Source organism: Skermanella stibiiresistens SB22, from assembly GCF_000576635.1.
Classification (GTDB): Bacteria; Pseudomonadota; Alphaproteobacteria; order Azospirillales; family Azospirillaceae; genus Skermanella; species Skermanella stibiiresistens.
On the sequence record NZ_AVFL01000002.1, the window covers coordinates 162,034 to 182,094 of the forward strand.

23 protein-coding genes are annotated in these 20,061 nt (G+C 65.4%); 7 read left to right on the plus strand and 16 right to left on the minus strand.

What is annotated here, in order from left to right; genetic code table 11:
* The first annotated feature begins 6 nt into the window (after positions 1–6).
* Positions 7–1,731: a methyl-accepting chemotaxis protein gene (locus N825_RS36150; protein WP_051511483.1), complete on the plus strand. Its 1,725-nt coding sequence runs from the start codon at positions 7–9 to the stop codon at positions 1,729–1,731.
* Positions 1,732–1,902: 171 nt separating this feature from the next.
* Complete coding sequence (gene rpsD / locus N825_RS03390; protein ID WP_037447002.1) at positions 1,903–2,517, plus strand: 30S ribosomal protein S4; 615 nt, start codon at positions 1,903–1,905, stop codon at positions 2,515–2,517.
* A 343-nt stretch (positions 2,518–2,860) separates the two neighbouring features.
* Here rpsD and rarD read toward each other — a convergent pair whose 3' ends face one another.
* The 11 genes from rarD to N825_RS03445 all read right to left on the minus strand — a co-directional run bounded on the left by rarD (position 2,861) and on the right by N825_RS03445 (position 12,409).
* Positions 2,861–3,805 carry an EamA family transporter RarD gene (gene rarD, locus N825_RS03395; protein ID WP_245612998.1) on the minus strand — a complete coding sequence of 315 codons (945 nt, stop codon included), beginning with the start codon at positions 3,803–3,805 and terminating at the stop codon, positions 2,861–2,863.
* 91 nt (positions 3,806–3,896) lie between these two features.
* Positions 3,897–5,147, minus strand: a complete 1,251-nt coding sequence (locus tag N825_RS03400) for a methyl-accepting chemotaxis protein (RefSeq protein ID WP_198038166.1) — start codon at positions 5,145–5,147, stop codon at positions 3,897–3,899.
* A gap of 290 nt (positions 5,148–5,437) precedes the next feature.
* The gene (gene grxD, locus N825_RS03405) at positions 5,438–5,776 is read right to left on the minus strand and encodes a Grx4 family monothiol glutaredoxin (protein WP_037447006.1); all 339 of its coding nucleotides are present in this window, start codon (positions 5,774–5,776) and stop codon (positions 5,438–5,440) included.
* Positions 5,777–5,849: 73 nt separating this feature from the next.
* On the minus strand, positions 5,850–6,089 hold the full coding sequence (locus N825_RS03410; protein ID WP_037447009.1) for a BolA/IbaG family iron-sulfur metabolism protein: 240 nt from the start codon (positions 6,087–6,089) through the stop codon (positions 5,850–5,852).
* A 16-nt stretch (positions 6,090–6,105) separates the two neighbouring features.
* On the minus strand, positions 6,106–8,334 hold the full coding sequence (gene purL / locus N825_RS03415) for a phosphoribosylformylglycinamidine synthase subunit PurL (protein WP_037447012.1): 2,229 nt from the start codon (positions 8,332–8,334) through the stop codon (positions 6,106–6,108).
* Complete coding sequence (gene purQ / locus N825_RS03420) at positions 8,331–9,020, minus strand: phosphoribosylformylglycinamidine synthase subunit PurQ (RefSeq protein WP_037447014.1); 690 nt, start codon at positions 9,018–9,020, stop codon at positions 8,331–8,333. Before purQ ends, purL begins: the two co-directional genes overlap by 4 nt.
* Positions 9,021–9,127: 107 nt before the next feature.
* The gene (locus tag N825_RS03425; RefSeq protein WP_037447015.1) at positions 9,128–9,763 is read right to left on the minus strand and encodes a YceI family protein; all 636 of its coding nucleotides are present in this window, start codon (positions 9,761–9,763) and stop codon (positions 9,128–9,130) included.
* A gap of 35 nt (positions 9,764–9,798) precedes the next feature.
* The gene (locus tag N825_RS03430; RefSeq protein WP_051511485.1) at positions 9,799–10,482 is read right to left on the minus strand and encodes a DNA-3-methyladenine glycosylase family protein; all 684 of its coding nucleotides are present in this window, start codon (positions 10,480–10,482) and stop codon (positions 9,799–9,801) included.
* A gap of 13 nt (positions 10,483–10,495) precedes the next feature.
* Positions 10,496–10,738 carry a phosphoribosylformylglycinamidine synthase subunit PurS gene (purS, locus tag N825_RS03435; RefSeq protein WP_037447018.1) on the minus strand — a complete coding sequence of 81 codons (243 nt, stop codon included), beginning with the start codon at positions 10,736–10,738 and terminating at the stop codon, positions 10,496–10,498.
* Positions 10,739–10,770: 32 nt separating this feature from the next.
* Entirely contained in the window at positions 10,771–11,535 is a 765-nt protein-coding gene (purC, locus tag N825_RS03440) for a phosphoribosylaminoimidazolesuccinocarboxamide synthase (RefSeq protein ID WP_037447021.1), read from the minus strand.
* Positions 11,536–11,653: 118 nt separating this feature from the next.
* Positions 11,654–12,409 carry an NRDE family protein gene (locus N825_RS03445; protein ID WP_037447024.1) on the minus strand — a complete coding sequence of 252 codons (756 nt, stop codon included), beginning with the start codon at positions 12,407–12,409 and terminating at the stop codon, positions 11,654–11,656.
* Between the two features lie 108 nt (positions 12,410–12,517).
* Here N825_RS03445 and N825_RS03450 point away from each other — a divergent pair, with 108 nt between their 5' ends.
* Positions 12,518–12,838 carry a DUF1476 domain-containing protein gene (locus N825_RS03450; RefSeq protein ID WP_037447028.1) on the plus strand — a complete coding sequence of 107 codons (321 nt, stop codon included), beginning with the start codon at positions 12,518–12,520 and terminating at the stop codon, positions 12,836–12,838.
* A gap of 58 nt (positions 12,839–12,896) precedes the next feature.
* Here N825_RS03450 and purB read toward each other — a convergent pair whose 3' ends face one another.
* A complete protein-coding gene (gene purB, locus N825_RS03455; RefSeq protein WP_037447031.1) occupies positions 12,897–14,192 on the minus strand; it encodes an adenylosuccinate lyase in 1,296 nt (431 codons plus the stop codon).
* A gap of 197 nt (positions 14,193–14,389) precedes the next feature.
* Between purB and N825_RS37505 the strand changes: the two genes are divergently transcribed.
* Positions 14,390–14,554 (plus strand): CsbD family protein, encoded by a 165-nt coding sequence (locus N825_RS37505; protein ID WP_063833606.1) that lies wholly within the window; start codon positions 14,390–14,392, stop codon positions 14,552–14,554.
* An 86-nt stretch (positions 14,555–14,640) separates the two neighbouring features.
* Here N825_RS37505 and N825_RS03460 read toward each other — a convergent pair whose 3' ends face one another.
* Entirely contained in the window at positions 14,641–15,831 is a 1,191-nt protein-coding gene (locus N825_RS03460; RefSeq protein WP_037447034.1) for a hybrid sensor histidine kinase/response regulator, read from the minus strand.
* Between the two features lie 94 nt (positions 15,832–15,925).
* Here N825_RS03460 and N825_RS03465 point away from each other — a divergent pair, with 94 nt between their 5' ends.
* A complete protein-coding gene (locus tag N825_RS03465; RefSeq protein WP_281174349.1) occupies positions 15,926–16,741 on the plus strand; it encodes an aldolase in 816 nt (271 codons plus the stop codon).
* A 22-nt stretch (positions 16,742–16,763) separates the two neighbouring features.
* Here the strand turns inward: N825_RS03465 and radC are convergent, their stop codons facing one another.
* From radC to sfsA, 3 genes are all read right to left on the minus strand, one after another.
* Positions 16,764–17,459: a RadC family protein gene (gene radC / locus N825_RS03470; RefSeq protein ID WP_037447040.1), complete on the minus strand. Its 696-nt coding sequence runs from the start codon at positions 17,457–17,459 to the stop codon at positions 16,764–16,766.
* A 109-nt stretch (positions 17,460–17,568) separates the two neighbouring features.
* On the minus strand, positions 17,569–18,399 hold the full coding sequence (map, locus tag N825_RS03475; protein ID WP_037447043.1) for a type I methionyl aminopeptidase: 831 nt from the start codon (positions 18,397–18,399) through the stop codon (positions 17,569–17,571).
* 17 nt (positions 18,400–18,416) lie between these two features.
* Positions 18,417–19,139: a DNA/RNA nuclease SfsA gene (gene sfsA / locus N825_RS03480; protein ID WP_037447714.1), complete on the minus strand. Its 723-nt coding sequence runs from the start codon at positions 19,137–19,139 to the stop codon at positions 18,417–18,419.
* Between the two features lie 222 nt (positions 19,140–19,361).
* On the opposite strand from sfsA, the gene N825_RS03485 reads away from it, so the two are divergent.
* Together N825_RS03485 and N825_RS03490 are read left to right on the plus strand one after the other, a co-directional pair.
* Complete coding sequence (locus N825_RS03485; RefSeq protein WP_037447046.1) at positions 19,362–19,571, plus strand: hypothetical protein; 210 nt, start codon at positions 19,362–19,364, stop codon at positions 19,569–19,571.
* A gap of 63 nt (positions 19,572–19,634) precedes the next feature.
* Positions 19,635–20,054, plus strand: a complete 420-nt coding sequence (locus tag N825_RS03490) for a rhodanese-like domain-containing protein (RefSeq protein ID WP_037447048.1) — start codon at positions 19,635–19,637, stop codon at positions 20,052–20,054.
* Positions 20,055–20,061 lie beyond the last annotated feature (7 nt).

Here is a 20,061-nt window from a genome sequence, read left to right on the forward strand (position 1 = left end):
GACATCATGGCGAAGCGTCCGACCCTGTCCAACCTGCCGTTCTTCTTCAAGTTCGCCCTGGCGCCCGGATTGTCGGTCTGCCTCATGATCGTCGTGGCCACGGTTGGATACACGGGATTGGGCAGGCTGGTCGGAGATCTCCGCATGATGGTCGAGGCGAACCTGCGGGGCGGCATCGACCTCGCGACCGTCAGCGGCCGGATCGACAGGGTCAATGGCCAACTCTACCAGACGGTCGTCGCCAAGGCGGCGCAGGGAACCGAGGCCCGCTTGGAGGAGAGGCTGACCCTCATCAGGACGGAACTGGACGCGATCATCGCCGATCTCGGCACGTGGCGCGACCGCTACGCCCAGCCCCACGAGCAAGGGAGGCTGACCGAGGCGATCGAGGGCCTCGCCACCTATCGCGAGATGATCGATGTCGTCGAGTCGATGCTGGAGTTCGATTTCCGGGGTGTCGTCAAGCTGATCGGGCCCTTGGAGGAGAACTACAAGAAACTGAACGCGCTGATCGCCACCGTCATCGCGTCGGGTGTCGACAACGCCCGCGTCCAGGCCGATCAGTCGGCGACGACCGCCGATCTGATGCGGCTGGTCTTCCTGGGATCGACGCTGTTCGCGGTGGTGGCTGTGGCTGGGTTTTCCTGGGGGATCGGACGCGCCACCACGGGTTCGATAGAGCGCATCGCCGCGGCGACCCGCAAGCTCGCCGACGGACGGCGGGACGTGGATATCGGCTCGCTGGCGCGTGATGACGAGTTGGGAGCCATCGTCGAGTCGCTGGCGGTGTTCCGCGACAATGGCGTCAAGCTGGACCAGTCGTGGGAGGCCCAGCGGTTGGGTCACGAACAGCGCGAACGGCGCGCCCAAGCCATGGAGGAATTGGTGCTGTCGCTCGACGGCGAGATTTCCCGCACGCTCAATCAGGTCACGTCGGCGACGGAGACGCTGGAGGCGGCCGCCGGCTCGCTGTCGACCGTCGCCCAGCAGACCGAGCATCAGGCCGATTCGGTGACCGGCGCCGCCTCGCTGGCCTCGTCCAATGTCGACGCCGTGGCGTCGACGGCGGAGCGGTTGTCCTTGGCGATCACCGAAATCGAGCGGCAGGTCGGCGAGTCGACGCGCGTGGCCGGGCAGGCCGTCACCTCGGCGGAGCGGGCCAACGATCTGGTGACCGGCATGGACGAAACCACGCGCAAGATCGGCGAGGTCGTCAAGCTGATCACCAGCATCGCGGCCAAGACCAACCTGCTGGCGCTGAACGCCACGATCGAGGCGGCGCGGGCCGGGGAGGCCGGCAAGGGCTTCGCCGTCGTCGCCAACGAGGTCAAGGCGCTGGCCAACCAGACGGCGCACGCCACGGGCGAGATCACCGCCCAGATCAACGCGGTCCAGGACGCGACGAGGCTCGGCACGGAGGCGATCCGCGACATCACCCGAATCATCGGACGCATGAACGAGATCGGCGGCATCATCGCCGGCGCGGTCCGGGACCAGAGCGGTGCCACCCACGACATCGTCGAAAGCGCGCGGCAGGCGGCGGATGGGACGCGGACGGTCTCGCGCAGCATCGAAGGTGTTCGCGACGGTGCCGGTGAAACGGGCAAGGCCGCCGATGACGTCAATGGCGCCGTGACAACGCTGTCGCGCCAAGCCAGTGATCTGCGGGGGATGATCGACCGGTTCCTGACCGATATCCGCTCGGTCAACACTTCGGGGAATGCCGCTTGAGGGGCATCCGAGGTGCTTTTCAGGTCACTTGCATTTGACTTTGCCCGTCTGGTGGGTATAGTCCGGCGCTTCCTCCCAAGAAGGTGGGCGTGCGTGTGGTAACGCCCCGTCCGCGGTCGATTTTCCGGCAGGACCTATTGGGACAACAAACAGCGTCGAAAGCGATAGCGTATGAGCAAGCGTCAAGAGTCCAAGTACAAGATCGATCGCCGTCTGGGCGTCAACCTCTGGGGCCGCCCGAAGAGCCCGATCAACCGCCGTGAGTACGGCCCCGGCCAGCATGGTCAGCGCCGCAAGAAGCCGTCCGACTTCGGCCTGCAGCTGATGGCCAAGCAGAAGCTGAAGGGCTACTACGGCAACATCGGCGAGAAGCAGTTCCGCCGCCTCTACGCCGAAGCCGTCCGCCGCCGCGGCGACACCGGCGAGAACCTGATCCAATTGCTGGAGCGCCGGCTGGACGCGGTGGTCTACCGCATGAAGTTCGTGCCGACCCCGTTCGCCTCGCGCCAGTTCGTCAACCACGGCCACGTCCGGGTCAACGGCAAGCGCGTCAACATTCCGTCCTACCAGGTCAAGGACGGCGATGTGATCGAGGTCAAGCAGAAGTCGAAGCAGATGGCGCTGGTGCTCGAGGCGATCTCCTCGGGTGAGCGCGACATCCCCGATTATCTGGACGTCGACACCTCGGCCCTCAAGGGCACCTTCGTGCGTGCGCCGGCCTTCGCCGACGTGCCGTACCCGGTCCAGATGGAACCGAACCTGGTGGTCGAGTATTACAGCCGCTAATCAAAGCGGTTGACGAACTTGGAAGGGCGTCCGCCTCGGCGGGCGCCCTTTTTATTTGCCGGATTGATCAAGCGACGGTCGATCTTGGGACGGCTGCAGTTGCCACCGGTGCGGCGCGCCAATCCACCGTGAATGCAACTATTACTCTGGTTGGTTCGTCGATCTAATTTCAACCGTAGGTCGGGTAGAGCGAAGCGGACCCCGACAAGCAGGCGAGTTGGTGTCGGGTGCCGCTTCGCTCTACCCGACCTACGGCTCCGGCTATTATCCAGCTGGTTTGTTTCCTCATAGCGAAGCGTCAGCCGGCATCACTCCCGACGCGTCTGCTGATTCACAAGCCAGTTCACGGTCGGGCGCGGTGCGCCAGGAAGGCGTCGGCGCTGTAGACCGCCAGGGCGAGCCAGATCAATCCAAAGGCGATACCATGCGCCAGGGTGAAGGCCTCTCCGAACAGGAGCACGCCAACCGCCAATTGCAGGGTTGGCGATATGTACTGCATCAGGCCGATGGTCGAGAGCTTCAGGCGCTGGGCACCGAAGTTGAAGAAGATCAGGGGCAGGGCGGTGACGAAGCCGGACACCGCCAGCAAGCCCGCCAAACCGGGATTATCCAAGCTGAAGTGCGCGGTTCCGAGACTGGCGATCCAGATCAGGTAGAACGCGGCGAACGGTGTCAGCATCGCGGTCTCGATCAACAACCCGATCAGCGGGTCGATCGCCATCTTCTTCCGAATCAAGGCGTAGAAGCCGAAAGTCACCGCCAGGGTCAGCGATACCCACGGCAGTTCCCCCAGGTTGATCACCAAGCTGGCGACACCGACGGCGGCCAGCGCGACCGAGAACACTTGGTAGCGGTTCAGGCGCTCGCTGAGGAACAGCACACCCAGGATCACGTTGACGAGCGGGTTGATGTAATAGCCAAGGCTGGTCTGGATGATGTGGTTGCTGTTGACCGCCCAGATGAACAGCAGCCAGTTGGTCGTCACCAGACACGTGGTCACGATGAAGATGCCGACGCGCCCTGTGCTGGATAACGCCCGGACGACATCGCGCGGGTCCCGCATCGCGAGGACCAAGGCCACCATCAGAAGCAGCGACCACAGGACCCGGTGCGACAGGATCTCCAGGGGCGTCGCGGGTTGCAGCGCCTTGAAGAAGAGCGGGGCCGCCCCCCAGAGCAGGAAGGCGGCAAGCGCGTAGAGGACGCCGGAAACGGCGGGGTCCATTGGAACCCGCGCGCCGCGGTTCTCGCGCGGACTGCCGGGGGATGTGATCGGCGGATTGGGCATGCTGGTTGCTTAACACGTGGGCAACCAAACCGGCGCATCCATCGCTCCGCATCCCCGGCATGACTGGATTGCGGAGCTCTCCGGATTTGCATTAGGCGCTTCGAAGCTTTTGCAGGAAGCCATCGACGGTGGCGCGCAAGTCGTGGGCCTTGTCGTTGACGGACCGCGCCGATCGCATCACCTCGTCGGCGGTCTTGCCCGTGCTCTCCGTCGCCGACGCGACGCGTTCGATATCGCTATAGACCCGCTTGGTTCCGTCGGATGCCGTATCGACATTGTGGGCGATGGTCTTGGCGGCACCGCTCTGCCGTTCGACGGCCGCCGCGATGGACGTGACGATGCCGCCGATCCGCTCGATCGTCTGGGCGACGCTGGTCATGGTGGCGACCGCCCGGTTGGTGACCTCCTGGATCTGCTGGATCTTCTGGGTCACTTCCTCGGTGGCGCGGCCGGCTTGTCCTGCCAGGTTCTTGACCTCGCTGGCGACCACCGCGAAGCCCTTGCCGGCCATGCCGGCACGGGCCGACTCGATCGTGGCGTTGAGCGCCAACAGGTTGGTCTGCTCGGCGATCTGTCCAATCATGCCAACCACTTGGCCGATCTCGTTCACCGTATCGCTGAGCCCGGCCACCACTTCGTTGGTTTCCGCGACCTGACGCATTCCGGTCTGGGCGACGCCGGTCGCCTCGCCGGTCTGGCGCTCGATGTCCGAAATGCTGTCGGACAGTGCGTTGGCGGCGGCGGCTAGGCTCTCGACGCTGGTGGAGGAGACTTTGGAGGTGGACGCGATGGCGGAGGAGCGCTCGCGGGCGTCGTCGCACGAACTCAGCATCAACTGGGCGTTGGACTGCAGCGCGGTCGCGGCGCCCGACAGGGTCTCGACCACGTGCCCCACGCTCTCGTCGAGCCGGCCGGCCAAATCACCCAGAACGCGGCGGCGGTCATCCTCGGAGCGGCGCTTCAACTCCGCCTGCTCGGCTTCCAGCCGCAGCTTCTCGACCGTGTTCTCCTTGAGCACCAGGACGGCCCGCGCCATGACGCCGATCTCGTCCTGGTGAGTGGCGTAGGGGATCGTCACGGTGGCATTTCCGCCGGCCAGTTGGTCGATGGCCTTGGTCAGGCGCAGCAGCGGATTGACCACGCGCGCCCGCGTGAACCACAGGAAGAACAGGCCGACCGAGATCAAGGTGGCAATGGTCGCGACGCTACCCCAAGTCACCAGAAAGGACATCAGGGACACCGTCGATGTCAGGTTCTCCGCTCCTTCGATCTTCGAATTCGCCATGACCGCCGCCCAATCGGCGGAGAACCGCTGGAGGCCCATGAGCACGAGAATCGACATCGAAGCGCCGACGACACCGATGGCAAGCAAGGCGTACGCAACTGCGGAGCCAAGAAAACGAAGTGTCAGGCGTCGAACGAATCCGCTCGCCACCATCGCACCCGAACCGCCCGTCATAACGACACCTTCCAGCTTTACTTTGGTCTGATCGACTTTCGCGTGCGAAGGATTACCGGGCGATTAACGGGGTTATATGCATATCGGCAGCCGTGAGGATGTACACCCAATGAAAAAAGGGCCCCGCGGACGGGACCCTTTTTTTGATCGGCTTGATGCTGGACGACGGGGGATCAGGCCTTGACCTGAACGTCCACGCCCTTGGTGCTCAGCATCTCGGCCAGTTCACCGGTCTCGTACATCTCGCGGACGATGTCGCAACCGCCGATGAACTCACCCTTGACGTAGAGCTGGGGAATGGTCGGCCAGTTGCTGTACGTCTTGATGCCGTCGCGCAGGCTCGGGTCGACCAGCACGTCGATGCCCTTGAACTTGACGCCCAGATGGGTCAGCACCTGCACCACGGCCGAGGAGAAGCCGCACTGCGGGAACACCGGGGTGCCCTTCATGAAGAGGACGACGTCATTGGACTCGACGTCATTCTTGATCCGTTCCGATACGGCGTTATCCATGTCTCGATATCCTTGTCAAAGCGGCGTGCGGGAAGCACTGGCCCGAAATGGGCCGCCCGCGGTGTCCTGGCTGCTAGGCATCTTTCGGTACGCTGGTCTGCAAGGCAAGGGCGTGAAGTTCCCCGCCCATGCGGCCCTGCAATGCGTCGTAGACCATCTTGTGCTGCTGGACGCGTGTCTTACCCTTGAAAGCGGCGGCCTCCACATGGGCGGCGTAATGGTCGCCATCGCCCCGCAAGTCCTCGATGCGAACCTCGGCACCAGGGATGCCTTCCCTGATCAGGCTCTCGATATTAGCCGCGTCCATCGCCATTGTTCAGCCTTCCCGCTCAGCTTGTGGGTTGATCCGCGCCACCCGCCATGACGGCTGGCAGCCACGCTTCATGTGCCGTTCTCAGGCCATCAACCGATATGGCGTCGGTCCCGCCGACTGTCAACGAGGTGCCACCGGTGGTTCCCAACCGTAGCACGGGCACGCTGGCCACGCGCGCGCGCTCGATGACGGCGTCGGCATCGGTCGCGGTGACCAGATAACGCGCTTGATCCTCGCCGAACAGGAAGCCGGCGGCGTCCAGCCCGGCAGGAAGGTCGATATCGGCACCGATCCGGCCCGCCATCGCCATTTCAGCCACGGCGACGAGCAGGCCGCCATCGGACAGGTCATGGCAAGCGGTGACCGCCCGGTCGCGGATCAGCCCGCGGACGAGGTCACCATTGCGACGTTCCGCCGCAAGATCGACCGGCGGGGGAGAACCCGCCTCGCGGCCATGGATCTCGCGCAGGTAGAGCGATTGGCCGACATGGCCCACCGTGTCGCCGATCAGCAGGATCGCCTCGCCAGCGGCCTTGAAGGCGACGGAAGCGGCCAGCGACGCGTCGGGCAGGATTCCGACTCCGCCGATCGCCGGTGTCGGCAGGATGCCCTCGCCATTGGTCTCGTTGTACAGGCTGACATTGCCCGAGACGACGGGGAACTCCAGGGTGGTGCAGGCTTCGGCCATGCCCTGGATGCAGCCGGCGAACTGACCCATGATCCGCGGCTTCTGAGGATTGCCGAAGTTCATGTTGTCGGTGATCGCCAGCGGCGTGGCACCGACCGCCGTCAGGTTGCGCCACGCCTCCGCGACCGCCTGCGCGCCGCCCCGGACCGGGTCGGCGAAGCAGTAGCGCGGCGTGCAGTCGGTGGTGATCGCCAGCGCCTTGTTGGTGCCATGGACGCGGACCACGGCGGCGTCTCCACCCGAGGCCGCCACCGTGTCGGCGCCGACCTGGCTGTCATACTGCTCCCAGATCCAGCGGCGCGATGCCAGATCCGGACCCCCGATCAGGCGGTGCAGGACCTCGGTCGCGGGGCCGGGCAGGGGAGCCTCGCTGGCCGGAATGTCCGCTTGCGGCGGCGTCGGTTCCCAGGGCCGCTCATAGACCGGCGCGCGGTCGACCAGCGGGCCGACCTCCAGGTCGCAATAGGTCTCGCCGTGCATCTTGAGGACCAAGCGGCCGGTGTCGGTCACCCGGCCGATCACGGCGAAGTCCAGTTCCCATTTGTCGAAGATCGCCTTGGCCAGATCCTCGCGTCCCGGCTTCAGGACGATCAGCATCCGCTCCTGGCTCTCGGACAGCATGATCTCATACGGCGACATGCCGGTTTCGCGCTGGGGAACCGCGTCGAGGTCCAGCTCGATGCCGAGCCCGCCCTTGTCGGCCATCTCGACCGAGGATGAGGTCAGGCCGGCGGCGCCCATGTCCTGGATCGCGACGATCGCGTCGGTCGCCATCAATTCCAGGCAGGCCTCGATCAGCAGCTTCTCGGTGAAGGGGTCGCCAACCTGGACCGTCGGACGCTTCTCCTCGCTGTCCTCGGTGAACTCGGTCGAGGCCATGGTGGCGCCGTGGATGCCGTCGCGCCCGGTCTTGGAGCCGACATAGACGACGGGATTGCCGACGCCCGCGGCGGCCGAATAGAAGATCTTGTCCGTGTCGGCCAGACCCACGGTCATCGCGTTGACCAGGATGTTGCCGTTGTAGGACGGGTGGAAATTGGTCTCGCCGCCGACTGTCGGCACGCCGACGCAGTTGCCATAGCCGCCGATGCCGGCGACGACACCCGAGATCAGGTGGCGCGTCTTCGGATGGTCGGGACTGCCGAACCGCAGCGCGTTCATGTTCGCGATCGGGCGGGCGCCCATGGTGAAGACGTCGCGCAGGATGCCGCCGACACCGGTCGCCGCACCCTGATAGGGTTCGATGAACGACGGGTGGTTGTGGCTTTCCATCTTGAAGATGGCCGCTTGGCCGTCGCCGATGTCGATCACGCCGGCGTTCTCGCCCGGCCCGCAGATCACGTGCGGCGCCTTGGTCGGGAGCTTCTTCAGCCAGACCCGCGACGACTTGTATGAACAATGCTCCGACCACATCACGGAGAAGATGCCAAGCTCGGTGAACGAGGGCGTCCGCTGGGTGATGTCGAGCATTCGCTGGTATTCCTCCAGCGACAACCCGTACTCGGCGGCCAATTCCGGTGTGACGGCCGGCTCCTTGCTCTGGTGGGTGGTGGTCAAGACAGGGCCTCCACAAGACCGTCTAGGAGCGGCTTGCCGTCGGTGTTGCCGTGCAGCGGCTCGGCCGCCCGCTCCGGATGTGGCATCAGGCCCAGGACCGTGCGGCCCTCGTTGAACAGGCCGGCGACGGCGTTGGCCGAACCGTTCGGGTTGCCCGAGGCGTCGATCGCGCCGTCCGGCGTCACATAGCGGAACGCGACCATGCCGTTGTCCTCGATCCGGGCGAGGGTGTCGGCGTCGGCGAAGTAGTTGCCGTCATGATGGGCCACCGGCAGGCGGATCAGCTGGTCCTTGGCGTAGCCGGCGGTGAAGGCGCTGTCGGCGTTCTCGACGCGCAGGTCGACCGTGCGGCACAGGAACTTGAGCCCGGCGTTCCGCATCAGCGCGCCCGGCAGCAGCTTGGCCTCCGTCAGGATCTGGAAGCCGTTGCAGATCCCGAGCACCCGCGTGCCGGACTTGGCGCGGGCCACGACCTCGCGCATCACCGGCGATTGGGCGGCCATCGCGCCGCTGCGCAGATAGTCGCCGTATGAGAATCCGCCTGGAACGACGATCAGGTCGACCTGGGGAAGGTCGCTGTCGCGGTGCCAGACCATGGCGGGCTTGTGGCCCGTGGCGTGCTCCAAGGCGACGCTGACGTCGCGGTCGCAATTGGAGCCGGGGAATACAATGACGGCTGCCTTCATGAGGCGCTTCGACGACTTCCTTGGAGATGATGCCCCAGCGGCAATTGCGGCAGACACTAAAGAGCCGGCCGGGTCAATGCAAGCGCGCGATCCGAAGCGCTGCCCGCTCAGTTTTGCCGGATCCCTTCGAACTCGACGATCAGCTGGATGTCGTCGCCGACCCAGCCGTTGTCGGTCCCGTACATCATTCCCCACTCGCTGCGGCGGATGGTGCCTCGGACCGAGGCGCCGGCCACGTAATTCGGCTTGCTGAACAAGCCGCCGCCGAACGGGTACTCGCCTGTCTTGTTCAGGGTGACGTCGAACGTCACCGGCTTGGTGACGCCGCGGATCGATAGGTCACCGGTCATCTTGCCGGTACGGTCGCCGGTCTTCTGGGCCGATGTCATGGTGAAGGTCATCTCCGGATGGCGTTCCGTCCAGAAGAATTCCTCCTTCCGCAGATGCTCGTCGCGCTTCTCATGGTTGGTGAAGACGCTGGCGGTCTTGACCGTCACGGTGACGTCCGACAGCGTCTGGGTCTCCTCGTCGAACCGGAAGCTTCCAGCCACCTCCCGAAACATGCCCATCACGTTGGCGTAGCCGATGTGGGACACGAGGAAGCCGAACGACGCGTGCTCCGGGTCGATCCGGTATTCGCGCGGCGCGGCGCTGGCGGGGACGGAGAACGCCATACAGGCGGCGAGGGCGGCGGCGCCCAGGATGGTGGTCGTGCTTCTCGCCCTTCTGATCGGCTGCGTCATAGCGTCCCCCCATTTTGGCCATATCCGGCCCCCTATCATTTAGGGGTGGCGACGCTCTCCGCCAGAGGCAATGCCGGAGCCGCCACGGCGCGCTTGGCGCGGCGGCGCGCGGGGGCGACCGCCATGTAGTAATGCCAGATCAGTCGAGCCGCCGTGCCGCGATGGGGACGCCAGGGCTCGCCCATCGCCAGCAGCTCGTCACGGGGCGGCCGCTGGTCGCGGTCGAGCAGCCATTGCAGCCCGACGGCCACCGCCAAGTCGTCGACCGGCCACAGATCGGGACGGCCAAGCACCAGCAGCAGATAGATCTCGGCGCTCCAGCGGCCGATCCCCTTGAAGCGCACCAGGGTCTCGATCGCCTCCTCGTCCGGCATCCGGTCGATGGCGGCCATGTCGAGCCTGCCCTCCGCCGCGTCCGCCGCCAAACCCCGCGCGTAGACCGTCTTCTGTCGGCTGAAGCCGCAGGCCTTCAGCGTGTCGTCGTCGAGCGACAGTACCCGCTCCGGCGTGACCGCTCCGGCGGCTTCGCACAGCTTCCGCCACATCGCCTCGGCGGCGAGGGTGGATACCTGCTGTTCCAGGATGATCCGCAGCAATCCAGGAAAGCCGGACGGTTCGCGCGGCACCGGCGCCGGCAAAGGACCGCCAGCCTCCAGGCAGCGCGCGAAGATCGGGTCGATGTCCAGCAGCGCCTGAACGGCGGTATCGAAGGAGGTCACGAATACCGAAGCGTCAGCCGACGAAGTCGATTCGGTAGTCCTCGATCACCGTGTTCGCCAGCAGCTTCTGGCACATCGCCTCGACCGCCGCGCGGGCGGCGTCCTGGTCGGTCTCGGCCAGTTCCAACTCGATGAACTTGCCCTGCCGGACATCGTCGACACCGTCGAAGCCGAGGGATTGCAGCGCGTGACCGATGGCCTTGCCCTGGGGGTCGAGAACGCCACGCTTCAGGGTGACGTGAACATTTGCCTTCATGATGTCTCTATCCGACTTGGGGAGCGCTGCCGCTACTGCATCAGCTTCGGTGTGTTGAAATCGCCGGGACCGCCCTCGGGCAGGATCCCCAGCCGGCGCGCCACTTCCTGGTACGCCTCCTCGACCCGGCCAAGATCCTCCCGGAACCGGTCCTTGTCGAGCTTCTGGTTGGTCTTGACGTCCCACAGACGGCAATTGTCGGGGCTGATCTCGTCGGCCAGCACGATCCGCATCTCGTCGTTTTCCCACAACCGGCCGAACTCGATCTTGAAATCGACCAGCTTCAGGCCGATGCCGAGGAACAGGCCGGAGAGGTAATCGTTGATCCGCAGCGACAGGGCCATCATGTCGTCCAGGTCCTGGGGTGTCGCCCAGCCGAACGCGGTGATGTGCTCCTCGGAAACCATCGGATCGTTCAACTCATCCGACTTGTAGTAATACTCCATGATCGAACGCGGCAGCTGCGTTCCCTCGGGAATGCCGAACCGCTTCGACAGCGATCCCGCGGCGACATTGCGCACGACCAGGCTGATCGGAATGATCTCCACTTCGCGGACGAGTTGCTCGCGCATGTTGAGCCGGCGGACGAAATGCGTCGGTACGCCGATCTCACCCAGCTTGGTCATCAGGTATTCGGAGATCCTGTTGTTCAGGACGCCCTTGCCCGTGATGATGCCTCGCTTCTGGTTGTTGAAGGCGGTCGCGTCGTCCTTGAAATACTGAACCAGAGTGCCCGGCTCCGGTCCCTCGAACAGAACCTTCGCCTTGCCCTCGTAGATCCGCCTGCGTCGCGTCATGATGGGCTTCCGGAAGTGACTGGACCGGGATTATACGGACCGGTCCGGGTAATATGGTTGCTGATATAGCAAGGCGCCATCTTTAGCACAATGGAACCGGAATTCGGAGCATTCACCGCTACGACGGATCGACCTCTTGCCAGGGTGTCACGTCCGGCCGTCCCGGACAGAACCGGAAGACCGGTTTCAGGTCCGGATGGTCGACGCCGGGAAGGGCCAGCAGCGCGCTGCTGGTGGTCCCGAAGCCGGTATCGGTCACCACGCACATGGCGCCGCGCGGGCCGATGTCGCCATCCCAGATCCTGCTGCCCAGCAGCTCCTCCCACGCCTTCCAGTCACCCTTGATCGGGTCGGGAACCGCGGCGTGGGCGAACAGCGGCCGAAAGAAGCCGATCCGGGGGCTCGAGTCGTCGTTGAGGTCGTGCGCGGTCACCATCGACAAGCCTTCCGGCACCCGCGCGATCTCGATCCGGCCGCCATCCTCGCGCCGGCTGAGGCAGAACGCGTCGCGGTTGTCGGCGACCACCAGGTTGAACGGGCGGTACGCCGCCGGGTCCAGGTGCGCCAGCGCCCGCGCCGCGTCGGCCGCGTCGGCGTGGTCCAGCGCGTCCAGCACCAACTCGCCCCGGCTGCGCTTGCCGGCTTCCGGCCCCAGCGTGCCCATCCGGTTCAGCACCACGGCGACCACGCCGGTGTCGTTCAGCGCCAGCCAGCTGCCGCCCGCCAGTTCGTCGATCCCGCCCAGCACATCCGATCGCTCGGGCCAGTGGCGGGCGGGAGGCTTCCAGGGGCGACCGGCCATTTCGTCGCGGTTGCCCCCGATCATCAGAGGGAATGTCGCGCCCGGTTGGCGTAGAATGACGATAGAGCACATGGTCGTCCGTCCGATTTGCCATTATGTAGGGTGGAGAACCGCCACCGAACGGTTCCAGGTGACCGTTCAAAACCTACCCGTACCAAAGCCTAGTTGGGAGAAGGTCGAATGACCACGTTTGACGAGCGCGAGAGAGCCTTCGAGAACAAGTTCAAGCACGACGAGGAACTGCTGTTCAAGATCCAGGTTAGGCGCGCCAAGCTGCTGGGCCTTTGGGCGGCGGAGCAGATGAGGTTCGAGAAGCCGGAGGCGGAAGCCTACGCCAAGACCATGGTCGACGCGGATTTCGAGGAGGCCGGGCATGCCGACCTGATCCGAAAGGTCTGCGCCGACTTCGAGGCGCGGGGTATCGACGTCAGCCGGCATCGGGTGGAGAAGGAGGCCGAACTCCTTCTCCAGGTCGCCCGGGAGCAGATCAACAACCAATGACGCGGGATCCGGCGGAGGGTGGCGGCGCCTGGCGTCACCCTCCGGCCAGCTTCCGACCTCACTCGCCGAAGACGCGCTTGAAGATCGTGTCGACGTGCTTGGTGTGGTACGCCATGTTGAACAGCGCCGCGATGGCGTCGGCGTCGATGTGCTTCGCCACCTCCGCGTCGTTCTGCAGGTTCTGGAGGAAGCTGCCGCCCTTCTCCCAGACCGACATGGCGTTCCGCTGGACCGCGACATAGGCGCCCTCGCGGCTCATCCCAGCCTGGGTCAGCGCCAGCAGCACCCGCTGCGAGAACACCAGCCCGCCCAGATCGTCCAGGTTCTTCCGCATCCGCTCGGGATAGATCACCAGCTTCTCCATCATGCTGGTGGCGCGGGCCAGCGCGAAGTCCAGCGTGACGGTGGCGTCGGGAGCCATGACCCGTTCGACCGACGAGTGCGAGATGTCCCGCTCGTGCCACAGCGCCACGTTCTCCAGCGCCGGCGTGACCGCCGCCCGCACCAGCCGGGCAAGGCCGGTCAGGTTCTCCGACAGCACGGGATTGCGCTTGTGCGGCATCGCCGACGAGCCCTTCTGGCCCGGCGAGAAGAACTCCTCGGCCTCGCGGACCTCGGTGCGCTGCAGGTGGCGGATCTCGGTCGCCAGGTTCTCGACCGACGACGCGATCACGCCCAAGGTCGCGAAGAACATGGCGTGCCGGTCGCGCGGGATGACCTGGGTCGAGACCGGCTCGACCGCCAGCCCCATCTTCTCCGCGACGTGGCGCTCCACGAACGGGTCGATGTTGGCGAAGGTGCCGACGGCACCCGAGATGGCGCAGGTCGCGATCTCGGCCCGGGCCGCGACCAGACGCTCGCGGTTTCGGGCGAAGGCGGCGTAGTGGCCGGCCAGCTTGAGGCCGAACGTGGTCGGCTCGGCGTGGATGCCGTGGCTGCGGCCGATCGTCGGCGTGTCCTTGTGCTCGATCGCGCGGCGCTTCAAGGCGGCCAGCAAACCGTCGAGATTGGCCAACAGCAGATCGGACGCCTGCGCCAACTGGACCGCCAGCGTCGTGTCCAGCACGTCGGACGAGGTCATGCCCTGGTGGACGAAGCGGGCGTCCGGGCCGATGTATTCCGCGAGGTTGGTCAGGAAGGCGATGACGTCGTGCTTGGTCTCCCGCTCGATCTCGTCGATCCGGTCGATCTCGAACTTGCCCTTTTGCCAAACCGTCTCGGCGGCGGAGCGCGGGATGACGCCAAGTTCGGCCTGGGCGTCGCAGGCGTGCGCCTCGATCTCGAACCAGATGCGGAACTTGTTCTCGGGTTCCCAGATGCGGGCCATCTCCGGGCGGCTATAGCGGGGAATCATCGGTCATCTCTCACGTGCGGCGGGTGGCGGGGGCGATCAACTCGGGTCGCGGCTGGCGCCGACCATAGCGGGCGCAAGCCCGAATCTCCATAGGGGCCAAATACGCGAAGCGGTGACACGCGTTCGGTTTCGACCCCATGCAACAAATCCGTTTGCCCCGCGTTTTATCATCAGAAGTCAACTTGAAGGGACCGACCATGAATCGCGATCAGATCGAGGGCGCCGCCAAGGACATCAAGGGCGACATCAAGAAGGGCATCGGCAATTTGACCGGCGACGAGAAGCTCAAGGCCGAGGGGAACTTGGATAAGGCCGAAGGCAAGATCCAGAAGGGCGCCGGCAACGTGCAGGAGAAGCTCTGATATTTGCCGCGCCGCGGTAAGTTGGAGTTTTCAGACAGGCGCGGGCGTTCCCCGCGCCTGTTGTCGTTGCGAGGCGACCCTCTTCCTCATTCCGTTCCCAACCGAATGCGGTACGCCGCCCCCTCGTCGGTCCCGGTGATCTCCAGTTCGGATCCCATCATCCGCGTCAGGGCGTTGGCGATGGCGAGCCCAAGTCCCGTCCGGGCATCGCGCGCCGAAGGCTGGACCCGCCGGACGTCGAACGGCATGGCGAGTTCGCGCGGCTGAGCCAGCGTCACCGGCGGCCCGCCGTCGGTCACCGACAGCCATCCCGGTCCATCGGCGCCGTCCCACGCGACCTTGACCTCTCCCGGTGACGGCGTGCAGTCGATCGCCTCGGTCAGCACCCGCTGGAGCGCCACGCCGAACCAGCTCCTGTCGATCATGACGTACTCCGGCGCCGCGTCGAGGGCGACGGTCAGCGTCACGCTCCGCGCCTGCGCGGTGCCGGCCACAGCCGTCACGGCGGTGGCGACGGCGGGTCTCAACTCCACGCGCTGGCGTGAGACGGTCAGGTCGCGCCGCTCGGCGTCGGCGATCAGTTCGATCTCCTCGGCGGTCAGCTTGATCCGCTCCGCCACACCGCTGATCGCCAGCCATTCCGGCGTCTCGACAGCGTTCGCCAGACTGGTCTCCAAAATGGAATCGGCCATGGACGCGAAGCCTCGGGCGCCGCGCGCCGCCAGATCGCGCATCAGATTCGTCGTTTCGGCGGCGGCATTGGCCTTCGCCGACAAGGCGGACTCGGCGTTCCGCAGGATGTCGATCATCTGCTCCAGCTTGACCGTGCGCGAGCGGACAGCCTCGTCCAGCCGGCGATTCTCGTCGGCGATCCGCCGCGACATCATGCCCAGGATCGACATGTTGCGCGCGCGCCCGATCACCTCCATCCCGTCGAACGGTTTTGTCAGGAAATCGCTGGCCCCCGCGTCTATCGCCTTCAGGCGGACCGCCTGCTCGGTGTGGGCGGTCAGCACGATCACCGGGATCATCACGTCCGGACTGATCGCGCGGATGCGCGCCAGCACGCCATAGCCATCCAAACCCGGCATCTCGATATCGAGCAGGACCAGATGGGGCGCTATTCGCTGGAACATCTCGATCCCGACGAACGGGTCGTTCGCCGAAAATCGTTGGCGGAACCCATGTTTCTTCAGCATGCCGGAGAGCATCGCGATATTCATTTCCTGATCGTCGATGATCAGGACGCGCGCGTCCCGGAAATCCAATTCGCTCATGCTTGACGCCTTATGGGTAACCCAATCGAAAAATCCCCTGGCCTTATAGCAGAGAAGGGCGGGGCACGGTTTCTATTTACCGCCGTCCATGTGAATAGATCGTCACGGTGACGCGCGAAGGCGAGGCGAATGGACGCGCCCCCGGCGGGCGTCCAACAATCATGAGGGAGGAAGACGGAAGATGGAGACCGATGACATCCAGCGCCAGCGGGTCGAACTTGCGGCGGCTTTCCGCTGGGCGGCGCGGCTGGGCTTTCACGAAGGCGTCTGCAACCACTTCAGCGTGGCGGTCAGCGACAGCGGCGACCGTTTCCTGGTCAATCCCCACGGCATGCATTTCTCCCGGATCCGCGCCTCCGACCTGTTGTTGGTCGAGCCGGACGGCACGGTCACCGGCGGCGGCGAGGCGCCCGAGCCGACCGCCTTCTTCATCCATTCGCGGCTGCATCGCGGCGTTCCCCAGGCCCGCTGCATCCTGCATTGCCACATGCCTTACGCGACCGCTCTGACGACTCTGGAGGGCGGAAGGCTGGAGCCCGTCAACCAGAACGGCCTGCGCTTCTTCGAGCGCATCGCCTATGACGACGATTACAACGGCTTGGCGCTGGACGACGGCGAGGGCGACCGGATCTGCGCCGCCCTGGGCAACCACCAAGTCATGTTCATGGCGAACCACGGCGTCACGGTGACCGGCCACAGCGTCGCCTTCGCCTTCGACACGATGTACTACCTGGAACGGGCTTGCCAGAATCAGGTGCTCGCCATGTCGACCGGACGTCCGCTCAAGCGCGTGCCCGACGACATGGCGCGCAAGGTCGCCCAGCAGATCGCCCAGGAGGACAATTCCGGCCGCCACTTCGCCGAGCTGATGCGGATCCTCGACCGGGAGGAACCCGACTACGCGTCCTGACGCCTTGCCCCTCGGGAATGGCTCAGAGGATGCCCATCGCCTTGAAGCTGGCGTGCTTGCCCTTGCCGATCACGAGATGATCATGGAGCGTGATGCCCATCGCGGCGGCGGCCTTGCCGATCTCCTTGGTCATCTCGATGTCGGCCCGGCTGGGCGTCGGGTCGCCGCTCGGGTGGTTGTGGACCAGGATGATCGACGAGGCGCCCACTTCCAGCGCCCGCTTGATCACCTCTCTGGGATAGACTGGCGTATGGTCGACCGTGCCGCGCTGCTGCACCTCGTCGGCGATCAGCGCGTTCTTGCGATCCAGGAACAGCAGGCGGAATTGCTCGGTCGGCAGGTTCGACATGGCGCCGTGGCAATAGTCCAGCAGCCGCTGCCACGTGCTCAGCACCGGCTTGTCGATGATCTCCTGCCGCGTCATGCGCAGGGCGGCGGCGCCGACGATGGTCAGGGCGACCACGGTCCCGTCGGATAGCTTGGGCTCCTTCTGGCGCAGCGCGTCAGGGGTCGCGGTCAAGACACCCCACAAACCGCCAAAGGCGCGCAACAGCCTCTTGGCGAGCGGCTTGACGTCGCGGCGGGGGATCGCCGCGAACAGCAGCAGCTCCAGCAGTTCATAGTCGTGCATCGCCTCCGCGCCGGCCGTGAGAAAGCGGGCGCGGACGCGGTCGCGGTGGCCGAGATGATCCGCCTCGTCCTGATCCAGTTCAGTCACGCGATCCTCGCGTCAGTTCCACATGCGTGGGCATGTGGAACTATAGCCGTGTCGCGTGACGGTTGTCAGCCGATGATTTTCAACACGCGCGGTTCCGACGGCGGCGCGGTCAGGTGGTGGCGTAGGGCGGCTTGGTGTGGCCGGCCGGGGACAGCGTGAAGATCTCGCAGCCGTCCTTGGTGACGCCGATCGAATGCTCGAACTGCGCCGACAGGCTCTTGTCCTTGGTCACCGCCGTCCAGCCATCGGACAGGATCTTCACGTCGTGGCGGCCGGCGTTGATCATCGGTTCGATCGTGAAGAACATGCCCTCGCGCAGCACGACACCCTGGCCGGGCCTGCCGAAATGCAGCACCGACGGCGCGTCGTGGAAGACGCGGCCCAGGCCGTGGCCGCAGAAGTCGCGGACAACGGAGAAGCGGTGCGATTCGGCGAACTTCTGGATGGCGAACCCGACATCGCCCAGCGTGGCGCCTGGCTTGACCGCCGCGATCCCCAGCATCAGGCTGTCATAGGTCACGTCGATCAGTTTCCGAGCCTTGACGCTGACGGCGTCGCCGGCGATGTACATCCGGCTGGTGTCGCCGAACCAGCCATCCAGGATGACGGTGATATCGATGTTCAGGACATCGCCGTCACGCAGGCGCTTGTCACTGGGTATGCCGTGGCAGACGACGTGATTGATCGATATGCAGGTCGCCTTGGGATATCCCCGATAGCCCAGCGGCGCCGGCACCGCGCCGTGGTCGCGGATGAACTGTTCGCACAGGACGTCGAGCTCCCCGGTGGTCACTCCCGGGACGACATGGGGCGTGATGAAGTCGAGCGTCGCCGCGGCCAGATGCCCCGCCTTGCGCATGCCCGCGAAATCCTCGGGTCCATGCAGGCGGATGCGGTTGCTGTCGAGATCGTCGGTCTGGTCCGCTTCGGCTCTAGTCATTCTGGTTCCGTGATTCTTCAAGCGATTTCAAGATGCACTGGCAGGGACCGATCGAGCAGGATCGCCTCTGGAGTGATGGCACAGGAGTAGCACAAGGTCTCGACCCCGGCCGCCGCGGCAGTCACCAAGCCCCGATGGTAGGACAGGTCGATATCATGCGCGACTCGGAAGTGGTCGCAATCCGTGCGTTGCACAAGATACAGCATGACCGCCCTGCAGCCCAAGGCGACCATGTCGGCCAGTTCGACCAAGTGCTTGGCGCCCCTGGTCGTGACGCAGTCGGGGAACTCGGCCGCCATCCCGCCATGGCGATCTGGCCGGCGCAGGTGGACGTTCTTGACCTCGACATAGGCGGGCGCCCGGCCAGAGTCCTCCAGCAGCAGGTCGATCCGGGAATTGCGGCCGTACTTGACCTCCCGCCGGATCGAGGAATAGCCCACCAGCTCCGGGATCGCTCCGGCGGCGATGGCGGCCGCCGCGATGGCGTTGGGGTGGCTGGTGTTGACGCCGATCGGTTGGCCGTCGGCCTCCACCATCTCCAGCGTGTGGGCGTATTTGCGGGTCGGGCTGCCTGAGTGCGATAGCCAGACGCGGGAACCCGGCGCGTTCAGCCCGAGCATCGCCCCGGAATTCGGCACATGGGCCGTCACCACCGTGCCGTCCGCCAGCGTCACGTCGGCCAGGAACCGCTTGTAACGCAGGATCAGGCGGCCCTCGATCAGCGGCGACGCGAAGCGGATGCCAGGGAGCGTGGCGGCGAGCGCCGGAGCGAGGGCGGGGGCGTGGATCATGGCGTCCGTTGTAGCCGCGCGCGAGGCGGCGCGGCAAGGCTTGGCCGGAACCGGCCAAAATGATTTCAAGGGAGATCATTATCGAAAGAGTCGGAACGGAACGGAAACCTGGGTTCGTTGTTGGAACCTCGCCGCGCGGGTTGGTAGAGGCGCGGGTTCTTGGAGTAGAGCATGTCCGCAGCACCAGCCTTCATCATCGAAACCGCCGACGCGGCGGTCGGAGTCGTTGTTCTTCAGGATGATGGGTACCGTTTCTTCGCCTCCACTGCCTCGGCGCGGTCGCTCGATGGCCGCGTTTTCAAAAGCCCGGCCCAAGCCGAACGCGAGGTTCGCCGCCTCGAATCGGTCCTCCGGTCCCGCATCGGCGCCCCGCGCCCTTGACCCGGCTCCCGATGATGCCGAGAGTGCCGGCATCATCGGGCGACAAGCAGGGGAGACCTTACAATGAGCGCTGAAATTCCAAACGTGATGCCGGAGGATGTCTGGGAGGCGTTGAGGAATGACCCATCCGCCAAGCTCGTGGATGTCCGCACGGCTCCGGAATGGTCCTATGTCGGACAGCCCGATCTGTCGTCGATCGGCAAGACGGCGGTCAGGCTGCAATGGCAGGTCTATCCCGGCATGGAGATCGATCGGGACTTCCTGCACAAGATGCGGGTCGAAGGGGTCGAGCCGGAGGACAAGGTCTATTTCCTCTGCCGCTCCGGCGTCCGCAGCACAGCCGCCGCCAAGCTGGCGGCCGAGAATGGGTTCACCCAGGTCTTCAACATCGCCGATGGCTTCGAGGGACCCAAGGATGCCCAGGGGCACCGTGGCACCGTCGCCGGCTGGAAGCGCGCCGGCCTGCCCTGGGGCCAGGGCTGAGGCCGGC

What these genes read in the sequence shown, in the direction of transcription:
- purC (WP_037447021.1), bottom strand. Translation starts at nt 11,535, where the DNA reads ATGACGCGACGCAGGCGGATCTACGAGGGCAAGGCGAAGGTTCTGTTC.
- rarD (WP_245612998.1), bottom strand. Translation starts at nt 3,805, where the DNA reads ATGCCCAATCCGCCGATCACATCCCCCGGCAGTCCGCGCGAGAACCGC.
- N825_RS03460 (WP_037447034.1), bottom strand. Translation starts at nt 15,831, where the DNA reads ATGAGCGAATTGGATTTCCGGGACGCGCGCGTCCTGATCATCGACGAT.
- N825_RS37505 (WP_063833606.1), top strand. Translation starts at nt 14,390, where the DNA reads ATGAATCGCGATCAGATCGAGGGCGCCGCCAAGGACATCAAGGGCGAC.
- N825_RS03400 (WP_198038166.1), bottom strand. Translation starts at nt 5,147, where the DNA reads ATGTCGATTCTCGTGCTCATGGGCCTCCAGCGGTTCTCCGCCGATTGG.
- N825_RS03410 (WP_037447009.1), bottom strand. Translation starts at nt 6,089, where the DNA reads ATGGCGATGGACGCGGCTAATATCGAGAGCCTGATCAGGGAAGGCATC.
- N825_RS03485 (WP_037447046.1), top strand. Translation starts at nt 19,362, where the DNA reads ATGTCCGCAGCACCAGCCTTCATCATCGAAACCGCCGACGCGGCGGTC.
- N825_RS36150 (WP_051511483.1), top strand. Translation starts at nt 7, where the DNA reads ATGGCGAAGCGTCCGACCCTGTCCAACCTGCCGTTCTTCTTCAAGTTC.
- purB (WP_037447031.1), bottom strand. Translation starts at nt 14,192, where the DNA reads ATGATTCCCCGCTATAGCCGCCCGGAGATGGCCCGCATCTGGGAACCC.
- grxD (WP_037447006.1), bottom strand. Translation starts at nt 5,776, where the DNA reads ATGGATAACGCCGTATCGGAACGGATCAAGAATGACGTCGAGTCCAAT.
- N825_RS03425 (WP_037447015.1), bottom strand. Translation starts at nt 9,763, where the DNA reads ATGACGCAGCCGATCAGAAGGGCGAGAAGCACGACCACCATCCTGGGC.
- N825_RS03445 (WP_037447024.1), bottom strand. Translation starts at nt 12,409, where the DNA reads ATGTGCTCTATCGTCATTCTACGCCAACCGGGCGCGACATTCCCTCTG.
- purQ (WP_037447014.1), bottom strand. Translation starts at nt 9,020, where the DNA reads ATGAAGGCAGCCGTCATTGTATTCCCCGGCTCCAATTGCGACCGCGAC.
- map (WP_037447043.1), bottom strand. Translation starts at nt 18,399, where the DNA reads ATGACTAGAGCCGAAGCGGACCAGACCGACGATCTCGACAGCAACCGC.
- rpsD (WP_037447002.1), top strand. Translation starts at nt 1,903, where the DNA reads ATGAGCAAGCGTCAAGAGTCCAAGTACAAGATCGATCGCCGTCTGGGC.
- N825_RS03450 (WP_037447028.1), top strand. Translation starts at nt 12,518, where the DNA reads ATGACCACGTTTGACGAGCGCGAGAGAGCCTTCGAGAACAAGTTCAAG.
- N825_RS03490 (WP_037447048.1), top strand. Translation starts at nt 19,635, where the DNA reads ATGAGCGCTGAAATTCCAAACGTGATGCCGGAGGATGTCTGGGAGGCG.
- purS (WP_037447018.1), bottom strand. Translation starts at nt 10,738, where the DNA reads ATGAAGGCAAATGTTCACGTCACCCTGAAGCGTGGCGTTCTCGACCCC.